20 protein-coding genes and 1 riboswitch are annotated in these 14921 nt (G+C 37.3%); of the genes, 13 read left to right on the top strand and 7 right to left on the bottom strand.

The genetic code is table 11. The features are described from left to right. Positions 1 to 139: 139 nt before the first annotated feature. The 4 genes from ACFQRG_RS18940 to ACFQRG_RS18925 form a co-directional block, all read right to left on the bottom strand. A complete protein-coding gene (locus ACFQRG_RS18940) occupies positions 140 to 1045 on the bottom strand; it encodes a sigma factor regulator N-terminal domain-containing protein (RefSeq protein ID WP_380969025.1) in 906 nt (301 codons plus the stop codon). Then, positions 1045 to 1536 (bottom strand): RNA polymerase sigma factor, encoded by a 492-nt coding sequence (locus ACFQRG_RS18935; protein WP_380969023.1) that lies wholly within the window; start codon positions 1534 to 1536, stop codon positions 1045 to 1047. Before ACFQRG_RS18935 ends, ACFQRG_RS18940 begins: the two co-directional genes overlap by 1 nt. 336 nt (positions 1537 to 1872) lie before the next feature. After that, positions 1873 to 1995: a DUF4177 domain-containing protein gene (locus ACFQRG_RS18930; protein WP_380969100.1), complete on the bottom strand. Its 123-nt coding sequence runs from the start codon at positions 1993 to 1995 to the stop codon at positions 1873 to 1875. Continuing rightward, positions 1992 to 2156 (bottom strand): hypothetical protein, encoded by a 165-nt coding sequence (locus tag ACFQRG_RS18925; protein ID WP_380969021.1) that lies wholly within the window; start codon positions 2154 to 2156, stop codon positions 1992 to 1994. Before ACFQRG_RS18925 ends, ACFQRG_RS18930 begins: the two co-directional genes overlap by 4 nt. Positions 2157 to 2643: 487 nt before the next feature. Between ACFQRG_RS18925 and ACFQRG_RS18920 the strand changes: the two genes are divergently transcribed. From ACFQRG_RS18920 to ACFQRG_RS18885, 8 genes are all read left to right on the top strand, one after another. Beyond that, positions 2644 to 3645 (top strand): DUF4030 domain-containing protein, encoded by a 1002-nt coding sequence (locus ACFQRG_RS18920; RefSeq protein ID WP_380969019.1) that lies wholly within the window; start codon positions 2644 to 2646, stop codon positions 3643 to 3645. A 281-nt stretch (positions 3646 to 3926) separates the two neighbouring features. Continuing rightward, on the top strand, positions 3927 to 4289 hold the full coding sequence (locus ACFQRG_RS18915) for a DUF2089 domain-containing protein (RefSeq protein ID WP_380969017.1): 363 nt from the start codon (positions 3927 to 3929) through the stop codon (positions 4287 to 4289). A gap of 15 nt (positions 4290 to 4304) precedes the next feature. After that, positions 4305 to 4697: an SHOCT-like domain-containing protein gene (locus tag ACFQRG_RS18910; protein ID WP_380969098.1), complete on the top strand. Its 393-nt coding sequence runs from the start codon at positions 4305 to 4307 to the stop codon at positions 4695 to 4697. 5 nt (positions 4698 to 4702) lie between these two features. Further along, positions 4703 to 4990 (top strand): hypothetical protein, encoded by a 288-nt coding sequence (locus tag ACFQRG_RS18905; protein ID WP_380969015.1) that lies wholly within the window; start codon positions 4703 to 4705, stop codon positions 4988 to 4990. Between the two features lie 258 nt (positions 4991 to 5248). Continuing rightward, the gene (locus ACFQRG_RS18900) at positions 5249 to 5569 is read left to right on the top strand and encodes a PadR family transcriptional regulator (RefSeq protein WP_380969012.1); all 321 of its coding nucleotides are present in this window, start codon (positions 5249 to 5251) and stop codon (positions 5567 to 5569) included. Between the two features lie 71 nt (positions 5570 to 5640). Continuing rightward, a complete protein-coding gene (locus tag ACFQRG_RS18895; RefSeq protein WP_380969010.1) occupies positions 5641 to 5982 on the top strand; it encodes a DUF1048 domain-containing protein in 342 nt (113 codons plus the stop codon). A gap of 168 nt (positions 5983 to 6150) precedes the next feature. After that, positions 6151 to 6912, top strand: coding sequence for an ABC transporter ATP-binding protein (locus ACFQRG_RS18890; protein WP_380969008.1), 762 nt, complete (start codon positions 6151 to 6153; stop codon positions 6910 to 6912). Next, entirely contained in the window at positions 6913 to 7662 is a 750-nt protein-coding gene (locus tag ACFQRG_RS18885; RefSeq protein WP_380969006.1) for an ABC transporter permease, read from the top strand. A 389-nt stretch (positions 7663 to 8051) separates the two neighbouring features. On the opposite strand, the gene ACFQRG_RS18875 is transcribed toward ACFQRG_RS18885, so the two are convergent. Both ACFQRG_RS18875 and ACFQRG_RS18870 read right to left on the bottom strand, forming a co-directional pair. Continuing rightward, on the bottom strand, positions 8052 to 8858 hold the full coding sequence (locus ACFQRG_RS18875; RefSeq protein ID WP_380969004.1) for a carbon-nitrogen family hydrolase: 807 nt from the start codon (positions 8856 to 8858) through the stop codon (positions 8052 to 8054). An 11-nt stretch (positions 8859 to 8869) separates the two neighbouring features. Continuing rightward, a complete protein-coding gene (locus tag ACFQRG_RS18870) occupies positions 8870 to 9529 on the bottom strand; it encodes an MBL fold metallo-hydrolase (RefSeq protein ID WP_380969002.1) in 660 nt (219 codons plus the stop codon). Between the two features lie 102 nt (positions 9530 to 9631). On the opposite strand from ACFQRG_RS18870, the gene ACFQRG_RS18865 reads away from it, so the two are divergent. Next, positions 9632 to 10003: a winged helix-turn-helix transcriptional regulator gene (locus ACFQRG_RS18865; RefSeq protein ID WP_380969000.1), complete on the top strand. Its 372-nt coding sequence runs from the start codon at positions 9632 to 9634 to the stop codon at positions 10001 to 10003. Positions 10004 to 10363: 360 nt separating this feature from the next. Here the strand turns inward: ACFQRG_RS18865 and ACFQRG_RS18860 are convergent, their stop codons facing one another. After that, positions 10364 to 10489 carry a hypothetical protein gene (locus ACFQRG_RS18860; protein ID WP_380968998.1) on the bottom strand — a complete coding sequence of 42 codons (126 nt, stop codon included), beginning with the start codon at positions 10487 to 10489 and terminating at the stop codon, positions 10364 to 10366. A gap of 789 nt (positions 10490 to 11278) precedes the next feature. Continuing rightward, positions 11279 to 11424: riboswitch (SAM riboswitch) on the top strand. 191 nt (positions 11425 to 11615) lie between these two features. Between ACFQRG_RS18860 and ACFQRG_RS18855 the strand changes: the two genes are divergently transcribed. The 4 genes from ACFQRG_RS18855 (at position 11616) to sat (ending at position 14907) form a co-directional block, all read left to right on the top strand. Then, on the top strand, positions 11616 to 11759 hold the full coding sequence (locus ACFQRG_RS18855; RefSeq protein WP_380968996.1) for a YezD family protein: 144 nt from the start codon (positions 11616 to 11618) through the stop codon (positions 11757 to 11759). 136 nt (positions 11760 to 11895) lie between these two features. Beyond that, complete coding sequence (locus tag ACFQRG_RS18850; RefSeq protein WP_380968995.1) at positions 11896 to 12618, top strand: phosphoadenylyl-sulfate reductase; 723 nt, start codon at positions 11896 to 11898, stop codon at positions 12616 to 12618. Next, the gene (locus ACFQRG_RS18845) at positions 12615 to 13679 is read left to right on the top strand and encodes an inorganic phosphate transporter (protein ID WP_380968993.1); all 1065 of its coding nucleotides are present in this window, start codon (positions 12615 to 12617) and stop codon (positions 13677 to 13679) included. The genes ACFQRG_RS18850 and ACFQRG_RS18845 overlap by 4 nt, the downstream gene beginning before the upstream one ends. 88 nt (positions 13680 to 13767) lie before the next feature. Further along, entirely contained in the window at positions 13768 to 14907 is a 1140-nt protein-coding gene (sat, locus tag ACFQRG_RS18840; RefSeq protein ID WP_380968991.1) for a sulfate adenylyltransferase, read from the top strand. The last annotated feature ends 14 nt before the right edge of the window (positions 14908 to 14921 follow it).

Here is a 14921-nt window from a genome sequence, read left to right as displayed (position 1 = left end):
TCTATACAAAATAAAACTTCACCTAGATAAATTTGGCATTACCTAGGTGAAGTTCACGTTTATTAGGAACATTGGATTGTGCTTGTCATTCATTAATTAATATTTTTTATCTTTACTAAGGACATTAATTTTATACGGGTCATTTTTCAGGTTTAATATAAGGGACAATTTGCGCCGTAGCTCCTACTGAAGCACCACGAATAAATTCTTTATTTTTCAAGGCTTTAAAATTTTTTGTTTGGCCCGTGAGCATTACCCCTAAAATTTTCACTTTACTAAACTGTTTACCCTTATTTGATTTTAAAAATTTTTTTATTGTATCGTCATCACCATTATATTTTTTAAGCGCATTAATGAAGTTGTTGTATGCTTTTTTTGGCGAGTCAGATGGATCAAATCCATAAACCGGCAAACCCGCGGGTCCTTTATTTTCATCTGTAATTGGTGATGTCATATACAACCATACGATGTTTAAATTGTCAGGGATTTTTGCTTGTATTTCTTGAAAGGTATAGGGCTTATCGAAAGAAATAGCAACTTCCGCAACGTGATTTTTCATTTGTGAAACTTCTCCCAGTTCATTAGGTATGCCATCATCGTACTTTTTAATGGATGGATTATAAAATGTCGCGACTTTATTCTTTGTTTGTTTATCATACTCATATAACTCTTTGTTAGACCCATAAGATCCCGGTACTAACTCATTGTAATCAATATTGGTGCGAACCCAATCATACGAGCTTGTAAGTGTACTCCATTGAACTAAATAGCCATCGATATTTTTAGAACGATTTGTAACAATATTGCCGCCAAACATCGATGAATTATTTGTTACTTGTGAGTCGATTTGAATATTAGGTTCAGCAATTTCATTATGTAAAAAAAGCTGTTCATGAAGTCTTGAGGAACTTTTCGCGGCAAAGTAGTTGCCTGTTTTATAGAGAATTGGCAATAGTATTATTACAACAATAATTGTTGTAATAATGATTTTTAGGAGTTGTTTTCGTTTAGCCTTTTTTAAAGCACCATTTAACGAATTGTCCATTAATGTTTTCCTCCTATTTTTGAGTGAATAAATTTACGTGCGCGATATAATTTTTGCTTTACGCTATCTACTCGAATGTCTAAAATAATGGCAATTTCCTCATATGAAAAATCATAATAATACTTTAAAAAGAAAATTTCTTTATATTCCTTTTTGATGTCTTTTAACAAACAGAAAATCTCATCTTTATTTAAAATGACATCAAATTCATGATCTGTATATTGCAGCTTTGAATAAATTTCTTCAGATAAGTAAACGTTTTGCTTCTCCTTTTTCCTTTTCAAGTCAATATATTCATTGAGTGATACTCGAAAAAACCACGGGCGTATATTGCTCTCTGTTAGGTCATCCATCAATAGATAAACTTTGTAAAAGGTATTTTGAATAATATCTTCCGCATCTTCTTTTTTGGCTCCTTTTGCTAGTAATACCCGGTACACTTCCTTTCCTAAATTAATAAGATAGGAGGCTAGTACATTTTCCTTTTTCATATTTTGACCTCCCTACACTTATACAACGGATGAGCATTTAAAAATGTATACACATAAATTGATTTTATATAAATTAAATTATGAATGGGAAGTAATTCTGTATTTGCGATGTTTCCAGCAATACATTTGAGAGATAATTTACATGGGAGTTAATCTGTAATAACGGGGCATTTTGAAAGAAAAATTGTTTAGTTAAAGGTTGGAATTATGATTTAGTATTCCATTAAAGGGTGCAGTTGGTGAAGATTTTCTCCTGTATTTTGGTCCTGGCATTACATAATCCTTTTATAAATATGAAAACCGATTTTCCTTTGATTAAGGAGAATCGGTTAATTATTATTGAACTTCTTTTTCAAAAATGATTTCTACAGCAATTGTTTGCCCAAAACCTCCGGCTATTCCGGAAGAAAGTGGAGCGAAGGTATGTAAACGCCAGCCGTCTTTTGTGTGTTCCTTTATAATTTCTTCATACTTTCCACTTTGAGTGTGGCATTAATCACTGCATTTGTTCTGGCATCTATATAACTTCTGATTGCTGCTGTGATTTGATAACTTTGTACTTGATGCTTGTGAAGAGTTATTTGAATAATTGACAGCTTCAGACCCACTATTTTTATCACTACTGTTGGTGCCTTCGCAAGTACTTACAGTATTACTTTTCTGTCGGTTGCTTGATGAATTTTTTGCTTTAGAGGAAGAGTCTGATTTACCATTGGATGTGCTGTTCGAATTTGATTGATTTTCAGATGGTGAACTGGCAGCATTAGAAGAGTTTCCGCAGGCAGATAGCACAATCAGTAAGAATGCCAACAAGCAACCGAGTATCAATGTGTTTTTTTCTTCACTCTTTTCCTCTTTTTAATAAAACTTACAAGTAAATTTTACTATACCTTTTGTTGTTTAAATCATCGAAAATAATCTTAGTTAAAGGGATAATGAAAAACTTTGATTAATTTACATAGCCCTGTTTATCAGAAATTCTGAAACCTGATTCTACTTTATTTTAAAGAGAATCAGGTTTCTTTATTTTATTTAACTAACACAAGTTTGATAATGAACCGTTAAATGAATACTCTAAACGCTCGTACATATTTTAATTAAGAAAGGGTGTCATTAAGGGGGGAGATAATTCATGAAGAAAAAGGTTTTTTAATTGGTGGCGGCATAATCATTTGCGTGTTCTTTACTGTCTTCTTAACCTATTCCCATTTTGAAGGATCTAATAGGGCTAAATCGTTTGAAGAAACGCATGCACCAACTGATATTAAAAGACTAAGAATCGGTCATTTGGATGAAGTTATAAAAGATGAATTGAATAAAAAAGGATACAAAATAAGCTTGAATGACATAAATATTCCTGTGTATACCCCACATTCCCATAAAATATTAAACGTTAAGGTCAAGGGAACAAAAACCTATTACAACAAAGTGAAAAGTGGTGTGAAAGAGACAGTCAGTGATGTATTAAAAACAAGAGGATATGATGCCTATACAATAAAAGTAAGTAGGGAAAAGAAAAATAGACCGGATTCCGTAGATCAAAAGAATGAACTGAAAATAAATGAAGAACAAAAAAAGTATAAGGAATTATCGAATGACATTTCTCGAGTAGTCGAAAAATATAAAATGAAAATTGTATTCTTAACCATGGATTCAAAGGCGATTACAATAGAACTTGTTGGCCCAAAACAAGATTATATTAAGACTAAAAAAGATATCCTAAATCAGATTAAGTCTGTCGTTCAATCTTCTGGTTTTAGGGATTGCATTATTAAGGTCAGGAATATTGAGAATAATGGTGATGACAAAAGCCAGAGTGAGATAAAAGATCTTAAATGGAATGAACATATTTTCCCAGTCATCCTTGAAGAGATGATGTCCAAAAAGGCATACCACGTTTACGGGTTTGCTTATTCCTTTCATCCAGAACCCTTACAAATCATTATAAAAACATCAGTAATGAGTAAAGCGCCCCAAGCAAAGGAACTAAAACAGGAAATTGTGAGAAACATTCATACTATGCTTCAATCGAAATATCTAGCTCAATGGGTTGATCACGAGCCTTATAAAGTAATAGTTCGCGGTAAGGACTATAAAAATATAGAATGAATTTTAAAAGTCACTTCTGATATACATAATCGTGATTATAAGAATGAAAAGCCAATTTCCTAAATAAATGGGAGATCGGCTTATTTTGCAGAGATTACTCACATTTAACCGATTTGAGGTTAACCCTTTTTAAATTTTGTTCAATCAGTGTTTCATTTTCTGATTAACGATTTAAGATTAATTAATTATCTTTATTTGGTTATTAAAAAAATCAATTGAAATCATTTACTTTATTAAATATGTGTAATAAAATATTAATAACATTAAGAGAGGGGAAGAATATGGCTTACCAAGTTATCACAAACTGCCCTGTTTGCAGTGAAGTGTTAAAGATTACAAAGTTACAGTGTACGCATTGCCATACAACAATTGAAAATGAATTTGAGCTATCCAAGTTTGCAACTCTTGATCAAGAACAGCTATTTTTTATCGAAATCTTCCTTAAAAGCCGTGGAAATATTAAAGAAGTTGAAAAAGAATTGGGGGTTTCCTATCCAACTGTACGCGGGAAGTTAAACGAAATTGTTTCTGCACTTGGGCTCGCCGAAAAGAAAAGCGATGTAGATGATAAGAAAGTAATTGACATGCTCGAAAAAGGAGAAATCTCTCCTGAAGAAGCATTAAAAATAATAAAGAGAAATTAAAGGAGAAACTGGATGATGAAAGAAGAAATTACGAAGGTACTTACAATGGTTCAAGAGGGAAAGCTTGATTCAGATGAGGCTAGTGAACTAATTCAAGCATTAAAGATAAAAGGTTCGACTTCAGCTGCGATTAAAGGCTCAAACTATCTGGATAAAATGTTAAAAGTTCGCGTTATGTCGGAAGAAGGCGATAAAGTAAATGTAAACTTGCCATTGAGACTAATCAAAGTTGCGTTGAAAACAGGTCTTAGCATTGCTACGGCAATACCTGAATCCGCTAAGTACGTAAAAGATATCGACGTTCTTGACGTGGATTTGATTTTGAAAGCAATTGAAAACGAATTGTCTGGTCAAATTGTCGATGTCGAAAGTAAAAAAGGCGAAAAAGTCTCCGTCGTCATTGAGTGATCGCCATGTTAAAAGTTAAAGTGAAACTTAAAGGCAAGAGGAAATTCACGGTTCCTTTGCCATACACCCTTTTACGTGCCGGTGGTTGGATTGCAACTTCACCATTACTATGGAAATTTGTAAACAGTAAGTTTATCCAGAAGAACGTAGATGAAAATACAAAATCGTTTATTCCCATGTCAATTGATCGTAGAGAAGTTAGGCATTTATTGAGGGAAATCAAGCGATATCGAGGATTAACAATCGTTGAAGTGAAAGATAAGGACGGGGCAGAAGTCGTTATAAGGTTATAAATGTCATGCAAAAAGGGGTAGCGCCAATAAGGAAACTCATCTTAGTCCAGTTTTTATGGAAAAAGGAAAAATCGCAGCTCAAATTGGTATCGAAATATTTTTAAGAAAAATAGTTGACACCTCTTCTACTCGGTGTTACAATGTACCTGTAATAAGTAATACTTAATAGCGTGATTTCCAAAAAGTTATTTAAAAAAATTTACCTCGCTACTAAGTTACATTGAATATAAGTCAGACAAAATAGAGGTGGCTCTGAACATGGAAAATTTAACCGAAATGCTGAGGGGTTCGCTGGAAGGCTGCGTGCTGGAAATCATCAGCCGCCATGAAACCTATGGCTACGAGATAACCCGCCGCCTGAACGAGCTTGGGTTTACCGAAGTCGTGGAAGGGACGGTCTACACCATCCTCATGCGATTAGAAAAGAAAAAACTGGTGAACGTAGAAAAGAAACCGTCAGATATGGGGCCGCCCCGCAAGTTTTACTCACTTAATGAGGCTGGCCGCCAGGAACTTGAATTGTTTTGGAAAAAATGGGATTTTGTATCATCAAAAATTAATGTCTTAAAGTCAACCTAGCTTCATAAGATAATCCGTCCGATATTTTTGGAGTGTCTTGTACAGCTTTATAAAAAAGGAGGAAAAATAATATGATGGAAATGTTCAAAAAAATGATTGGTGATAAAAAAGAGTACAAAATGATGATGGCACGGGTTGAAGCCCTGCCAGAGGACTACCAGTATGTATTTAAGAAAATTCAAAACTACATGTGGAATTTCTCAGCGGGCAACGGGATGGATATGCTGCACATACAGTATGAATTAATCGATTTGTTTGAGGACGGTGCGGCGGAAGGCAAACAAGTTCTGGAAATCACCGGGGACGACGTGGCGTCCTTTGCCGACGAACTAGTGGCAAACGCTAAAACCTATGTCGCCAAGTATCGTGAAGATTTGAATCAGAGTATCATGAAGCGATTGGGAAAAAAGTAAATTCAATGGATAATACCGACTGAATAGCTGGTTACAAATGTGAATTGCCGCTTTCGCTATTCAGTTATATTTTCAACTTGGTACTAAGTCATACAGATTATCAGCCAGACTAAATAGGGTATAGGCAATCCAGCTCCGCAAAGCGATTTTTATAAGGAGGAAAAAAGTATGAGCAATGCAGCGATTTCTGTAAAAGGGTTAAAAAAGTCCTTTAAAGACAAGGAAGTCTTAAAGGGGGTGGATTTTGAGGTGCGGCGCGGCGAAATTTTCGCACTGCTGGGATCAAATGGAGCGGGCAAGACGACGACGGTCAGCATCCTCTCAACGCTGATGAAGCCCGATGCCGGCGAAGTAGGCATTTGCGGCTTTGACGTCCAGCGTCAACCGGATCATGTTCGCCAGAGCATCAGCCTGACAGGTCAGTTCGCAGCTTTAGACGGCATGCATACCGGGCGGGAAAACCTGATGATGATCGCCAAGTTGCGAGGGGTTTCCAATCCCGCTCAAGTCGCCGATAATCTGCTTGCAAGATTCAGCCTGCTTGACGCGGCCAACCGCCGGGCGGACAAATATTCCGGCGGGATGAAGCGCCGGCTCGACATCGCCATGAGTCTGATTGGGGCGCCAGCAGTCATTTTTCTCGATGAACCAACGACAGGGCTTGACCCCGAAGCGCGGATTGAAGTCTGGGATACCGTCAAGGAGCTTGCCGGCAGCGGCACGACCATCTTGCTGACGACTCAGTACCTGGAGGAAGCCGAACAACTGGCAGACCGCATCGCCATCCTGCATGGCGGGAAAATCATCACGACCGGTACCCTTGCCGAACTCAAAGAGATGTTCCCGCCGGCGAAAGTGGAGTACATTGAGAAGCAGCCGACATTGGAGGAAATTTTCCTCGCGATCATCGGCAAAAAGGAGGAGATGTAAATGAAAAGCAAAACAGGGGTATTGCTAGGGCGTTTAATGCGCAACATCATGCGCAGCCCGGATACGATTATCACGGTGGCAATTACGCCGATTATGATGATGCTGCTGTTTGTCTACGTATTTGGCGGCGCCATAAAGACAGGTACGGACAACTACGTCAATTATTTATTGCCGGGAATACTGCTGATGGCTATCGCATCCGGCGTCGCTTACACTTCCCTGCGGCTGTTTACGGATGTAAAGAGCGGGCTGATGGCGCGTTTCATTACCATGCCCATTAAGCGCTCGTCGGTATTGTGGGCTCACGTGTTGACCTCGCTCGTTTCCAATGCGCTTACTGTCGTGGTAGTTATCTTCGTTGCGCTCTTGATGGGCTTCCGTTCCAACGCTGATATCCTGCATTGGCTCGCGGTGGCTGGGATACTCGGGCTGTTTACACTGGCGCTGACATGGCTGGCGGTCATTCCCGGATTGACAGCGAAATCTATGGAAGGGGCGACAGCCTACTCATACCCGCTGATTTTCCTGCCGTTTATCAGTTCGGCCTTTGTTCCCACCGAAACCATGCCTAAAATTGTCCGTGCGTTCGCTGAGAACCAGCCCGTGACTTCAATCGTGAATACGATTCGCGCCCTCTTGTATGAAGGGTCTGTCGGCAACGGTATTTGGATCGCGCTTGCCTGGTGCGTCGGCATCATGGTCATCGCTTACTTCTTCGCCATTAAAGCATTTAAACGCCAGTTAGGGTAAGCATGCGTTAGCTTAACAAGATAAATTAAAAAAAGTCGGTTCCTTAGCGTATGAAGTGACCCCATAAAGTTAGACAGATTATTTTCTTAGGCGGCTTGTAAGGTCTGAATTCGGTATTGTACCGGGCTCAGGCCTTTTAATTTTGCCTTTATGTGGCCGTTAAACTATTGGGAGCCTTTAACTGTTTATTCGTTCTTTATCCTCAAAATCAAAGTTAATATGGGAACAAGACCCCAAGGGGCAGTAATTACGCCAAACGGAACCCGTGCTTATGTTGAATGGATTTCACAGTTATCAAATTTGAAAACTATAAAAGTAATTTGATTATACAACTTATGTTGTGTTTACATAAAGCGCATTTTATAGGATACAAAACTTTATGCACAGTTTTACTCCGCATACTTATAAACATCCGGTCTCAGGTTTTCGAAAATTGGGATGTTTTGTTGTTGTTTTGCTACTTTCTGTATATCGATTTCTGCTGTTATGATTGCTTCTTGGTTGCCCGCTTCTTCTACGATGTTTCCGTTTGGGTCGATGACGATTGAATGCCCCGCATATGTGTTGCCGACATGATTTTCATTATTAACGTCCCCCACACTGTTACATGCAATGACATAGACACAATTTTCTATGGCTCTTGCTTTCAATAGTGTTCTCCAATGATCTATGTTTTTTGTAGTCCACTGCGCAACATAAAATATGATTTTGGCTCCTTGAGACGTTGGGTAGCGGGTAATTTCCGGAAAACGCAAGTCATAACATATAATTTGACTCGCTTTGATACCATTAATTTCAAATACTTCTGGAACTTCATCTCCACTAGTTAAATACAAATGTTCATCTAACATCGGCACGAGATGTATTTTATCTTTTTGATAGAGCAGCTTACCCGTTTTTGATACCGCAAAGGCTGTATTATAAATGTTGTCATTGCGTTTATTTGAAACTGAACCTGCAATAATATCCACGTGATGTTTGGTTGCTAAACTTTGGATAAAAGGAAGGCTTCTTGTTAAATTGATATCTGCTTTTTCCGCTAAATGGTGTAAATCATAACCGTTATTCCACATTTCAGGTATCACAACAATCTCAGTATCTGCTTCGAGATTTTCTTCAAATAAGGCTTTTATACGGCTTTCGTTTTGCTCAACTTCTCCTTCTATAATCTCAATTTGAAATAATTGTATTTTCATTTTTCTACCTCCTATTCATATCTAAATTTATAAATGGCATATAACTCATCATTGTATTTAACATCTTCGCCATGTGATGAAGATATGATAGAGGGTTTTATTTCATCTATAACTTGCCCGCTAGTAATATTTTCGTCCATATCAACTGTGAACTTTTGAATTGGTGGGTGTAAGGTTTCAGCATGAGAAATGAACAAGTCTCCAGTTAACAATACATTGTCATCTTTATGATGGTATATCACATGCCCCGGAGTATGACCGGATGTTAAATATATGTCTAGGGGTAAAGTTTTAATGATATTGTCACTTAAACCTTCAACTTGATGTTCAACACCTGTTGTTTCCTTTTCTGTTTTGTTTGGATATGGCTTTTCACCATTGATAAACGGAATTTCAATTTCGTGCGAGTATATAGGAATGTTTAATTCATCTCGTAAATACTTGGCACCATTAATGTGGTCCAAATGACCGTGTGTCAGTAAGATACTTTTGGGAACACCTAAAGATTTTGCTGCGTTCAACTGCGTACGTGCATATTCTTTCATTCCGGTATCAATGATATAAACATCCTTACCATCCACCACGTACCATGTATTGATTTTGACCGGAATGCCAACGACGGTTTTATAAGTAAGTTTATAAACATGTTCAGAGATTTGAACAAGTTCCAATTCATACACCTTCTTCTTATTTATTTGATATCATTAGTTTAATAAGTGAAAAAAGGTGTAACAAGAAGGCACATTTTTGTTACTGCCCATTGAGGTGAGAAAATGTCAGGCTTTAAAAGCGATCAATATGGTACTTGTACATTTACTGTAAAGCAAGCTTGTCCAATTGAATTAACAATGCATATTTTTGGTGGTAAATGGAAAGGCATCATTTTATCTTTATTGTCGCAATCACCAATGTATTACAATGCAATGCGCCGTGAAATACCAGGTATAAGCCAACGTATTCTTACACTGCAACTTAGAGACCTCGAAAATGATGGCATCATTGAAAGGGAAGAAACAAACGATAACCCTAAGAAGGTTTTATATTATTTAACAGCTCTTGGAGAAGATTTTGTCCCAATACTTAAATCTATAGAGACATGGGGCAACGCTTATTTATGTAAAAAGAATGAAAATAAAAGATCTTAAATTTTTGTCTTAGTTGACTTAATGATCGTTATAAGAACTCTAAACTGACCATCCTATGATATAAGGAGAATCAGTTTGGAGTTACATATCATTATTCTTTTCATCTTTTATATGAAAAAAGATAAAGTATAAACTAATGAAAAAGTAATATATAGCTGTAACAGATAAAGCATTCATGAAGCCTAATGAAAAATCATTGTTGTTAAGAAATACATTAATTAACATAAATACCAACATAAAAATTATGGGTGACATTAAAAAAAGTAATTTAAACAATAATTTGTTACTAAGACTCACTGCGAGTCTCCTTTTTAAAGTACTTTTGGGGTTATTTTCATGCACTAACTCAAATCAGTTGTTCTACTTTTTTAAATATCTCATAAACGCCATGCCTTTTTCTGTTTCGACTTTTTCAACTTTGATCCCTTTACCAGCAATCACATTGTAAATTTTGTCCGCTGTTTCGTAAATCTTGTTTTTTTCCAAATAAAAAACCTCCTCAATAAAAAGGGTATTCATAATATGAATTAATTTTTGAAATCCTTATATTATGAAACTCTCTAATGGTTTATCGTATGCAGGGGCATGTGGCGGTTACCCCCATATGTGTTTAGAAGTTAATTTACTTCCATGTGAGGGAAGCCACCGGCGCTATGGCAGGTGGTTTTGCTTACTCATGATTTAACCCTTTGAAAGGTCAATTTGGTTATTCGAGTTGATTTTGTAAGCGTTATCATTTATAATGTTATTAGGTTGAACAACAAATGTGGTTGTTATGGCATCTGGCGTAGGTGGGGCCAATGCTGCAGGGCGCATATATCATGGGTCCTTTTTTCTTTTGATAATTAATATTACTAGGAAACTGTTTTTAAAGCGATCAGGAGTTAAGAAAATTAAATGGTTCTTGAAGTAGAAATCAGAATCCCGCCCTTCGGCGGGATTTTTTTGAATTAAAGTACTATACACTCCTTGATAAGTTATCCACAGTTTATGGGGTCTGACCCCCGAAATGTGGATAAGCCTAAAATTTTCTTCACACTTTTTATGATTATTTATATGATAAATTAGCCGCGATTACTGAACGGGATGAAATGAACTGAACAATACTTTTAATTCAAATCAGCCTTTTTGTAATAAAAATTACTAATTTCAGTAAATTTTTTCGTTGAAAATGCTGTGAAATAAAACATTTTATTAAAAAATACTATTCCGACCCAAAAAGTCGGGTTGACTTTTCTGTTTATTATGATAAGATTTTAAATCAATAACACTTAATACTTATCAAGAGAAGGCGGAGGGATATGGCCCGATGAAACCCCGGCAACCTGTCCGTTGCTCAGCTCAGTTTTTCATTATATTACCAGAGTATGAGGATAAGGTGCTAAATCCAGCAAAATGGATACCATTTTGGAAGATAAGTAAGGTTGAGAAATTACCTCGCAGTCTTTCTGAAGTGGAGGCATTTCCTAATTTACTATCAAAAATATCTTGGTTAGCTTGATTGAGTTTATGCGTTAGGGCCAAGACGGCGGATAGTATATAGCAACTAGGAAATCATCAGCTAAAGACAGCTTGATGATTGCCAAGTTTTCTAATTGAAGGGGGGACTGAAGTGGGTAATAGTGAACAATTAGATCCAGTCATTTCACAGATAAAAGAAATGCTTAAATCCATGCATTTTGGATCAATTACACTTGTTGTCCAAAATGGTAAAGTCATTCAGCTTGAAAAAAATGAAAAAGTAAGATTAAAATAATACGCTGACTAGACAAACTAGAGGCGGTTTTAGCTTACGATTGTTCAAAGGGGTCCGGGAAGATTCTTTTCCTCTTTTTTTGAACACGTATTAAAAAGCTAAGGCCGCCTCTTTTGATGAAGGGAGTATAGAAAAATTGATAACGTATCAAAATTGGCTAACACCGGAATTATCATTTGATTCAAATTCTGAAACAAAGGGTGCGCTTGAAGTTCTTGAATGGGCTTATTCAACATATGGAGATGAAATTTTATATTCATGCAGCTTCGGAGTAGAGGGCATCGTTTTAATTGATCTCATCTCAAAAGTTAACCCGTATGCACATATCGTTTTTTTAGATACAGGATTACACTTTCAGGAAACTTATGACGTGATCGATCAAATTAAGGAAAAATACCCGAATTTGACGATTATATTAAAAAAGCCGCAGTTAACATTAGAAGAACAACAAGAAGAATACGGCAAGGAACTTTGGAAAAGTAATCCTAACTTATGCTGCCATTTAAGAAAGATCGAACCGTTAAAAGAATCATTGGATCATGTATCTGCCTGGATTTCCGGTCTAAGAAGGGAGCAGTCTCCTACACGAAAAAATGTCCAATATATTAATAAGGATGATAAATTTCACAAAGTGAAAGTTTGTCCGCTCATTCATTGGACTTGGAAAGATATTTGGAGATACGTTCATAAGAACCAATTACCTTATAATGTTCTTCATGATAAAGGATATCCAAGCATCGGATGCCAACCTTGTACACAGCCTGCTTTTAACGAACAAGATTTACGCTCAGGCCGGTGGGCAGGACAAGAGAAACTTGAATGCGGATTACATGTCAGTACAAGAGGAACGTCATCATGACATGGATAGCAATATTGGTTGGCTTGCTCTTTGCTCTAAATATTGGCGGGAGCGGAGCAGCCGCTTCCTTAGGTGTCGCTTACGGTTCTGGCGCTGTTAAAAAGGTTTACTATGCATTACTGTTGTGCTCAATTGGCATTTTACTGGGTGCAACCATTGGCGGGGGAGAAGTTATTAAGACGATTGGATCAGGGCTTATCAACGAAAAATATCTAAGTGTCCAAATCGTTATCATTATCTTAGTATCAGCCGCTTCCTCATTGTTTATGGCAAATATTATGGGCATTCCGCTGTCAACAAGTGAAGTGACTGTTGGCGCTGTAGTAGGTATAGGGGTTGCCTATCAATCTATGTATTTATCAAAACTCATCTTTATCATCATTTGCTGGCTTGTGGTTCCTGTACTTGCTTTTATAATCACAATTATCTTAAAGAAGCTTTTTGAAAAAATAAAACTAACCAGCTTTCTTGAAAATAAAACAATTTTATTAACGGTCTTGCTCATTATTGCAGGTTTTTTTGAAGCATTTTCATCAGGAATGAATAATGTAGCCAATTCTGTGGGCCCGCTTGTTGGCGCCGGTATCTTGAATATTGGCGAAGGAAAATGGATTGGCGGGATTGCTGTAGGTATAGGGGTCCTGCTTTTAGGAAGAAAAGTGATTGAAACTAACGGAAAGAAAATCGTTATTTTTTCAAAAATTGAAGGGATTATTATTTCGTCTACTGGCGCCAGTCTTGTTATATTAGCCTCAATTTTTGGCATCCCGGTTCCGATGGCGCAGATTACGACCTCTTCAATACTCGGAATAGGTTACACCAAAAATGGCGTGAATGTTTTTCAAAAAAGTATTGTAAAAAGGTTATTGAAAATCTGGATTGTATCTCCAATGTTTTCATTGATTTTATCTTATGTGTTTGTCCAGGCTTTTATTTTCTCAAACTGGTATGCCTTCGTTGTAGTCGTCATTGTTTTTGCTGCAACGATTGGAGGGATCAGTTTAACAAAATCAGTTGGATTGAAATTATTTCAGGACAAAATTGACTATAAAACCAAGTAAACAACTATGAAAAATGCGCATTTGAATGTGCATTTGATAGATAAGAAGAACCTAAAAACTTTGTAACAAAAATGAGGAGGAAATATTGATGACTATTGCACCGCATGGAGGAACATTAATCAATCGCTATCAACCAAATTATGAGGTTTCAAAAATCAAACATTCGGTGGAACTTGATGTAATTGCACTTCGTGACCTTGAATTAATCGGTATTGGCGCTTACAGCCCGTTAACAGGATTTCTTAATAAGAGTGACTATGACAGTGTTGTAGAGAACATGAGACTTTCAGATGGGACGGTTTGGTCAATCCCGATCACATTGCCTGTCGATGAGAATAAAGCATTATCTTTAAATGTTGGTGAAGAAACAAAGCTTGTCCATCATGGTGAGGTTTACGGGGTGCTGCGCATTCAAGATAAATTTAAACCAGATAAACTGAAAGAAGCGGAATTCGTATATCGGACAACCGAGCTTGCGCATCCTGGTGTCGTTAAGCTGTTTGAACGTCCGGCTGTTTATCTTGGCGGTGAGATTATCCTGACAAAAAAACCGGAGAAGTTATTCCCTGGTGAAACATATGAACCTGCTGAATCAAGACAGCAATTTGAAGAGCGCGGCTGGAAAACAGTAGTTGGCTTCCAAACAAGAAACCCTGTTCATCGTGCCCATGAATATATCCAAAAGACGGCGCTTGAAACAGTTGACGGGTTATTTTTACAGCCGCTTGTCGGGAAGACAAAGAACGATGATATTCCTGCAGACGTCCGTATGAAGAGTTACCGGGTATTGCTTGAGAATTATTATCCTAAAGATCGGGTATTATTAGGGGTCTTTCCGGCAGCAATGAGATACGCTGGACCAAGAGAAGCTGTTTTTCACGCAATGGTACGCAAAAATTATGGCTGCACGCATTTTATTGTCGGCAGGGACCATGCAGGTGTTGGCAACTATTACGGCACCTATGACTCTCAAAAAATATTCAGCAATTTTACTAAAGAGGAATTAGGGATTACGCCGTTATTTTTTGAACACAGCTTTTACTGCCTAAAATGCGACAGTATGGCATCGTTAAAAACCTGCCCGCATTCTAACGAGGACCGATTAATTCTTTCAGGAACAAAAGTAAGGACCTTATTAAGAAACGGGGAGGCACTTCCAAGCACATTTAGCCGTCCGGAGGTTGTTCAAGTACTTGTAGAGGGACTGGCAGAAAAGGTACCGCAGTAACGAAGGGAGCTAAG

Source organism: Scopulibacillus cellulosilyticus (assembly GCF_042665295.1).
GTDB classification, from domain to species: Bacteria; Bacillota; Bacilli; order Bacillales; family Sporolactobacillaceae; genus Scopulibacillus_A; species Scopulibacillus_A cellulosilyticus.
Note: the sequence above shows the minus strand (reverse complement) of the source record. Positions and strands in the feature narration are given on the sequence as shown.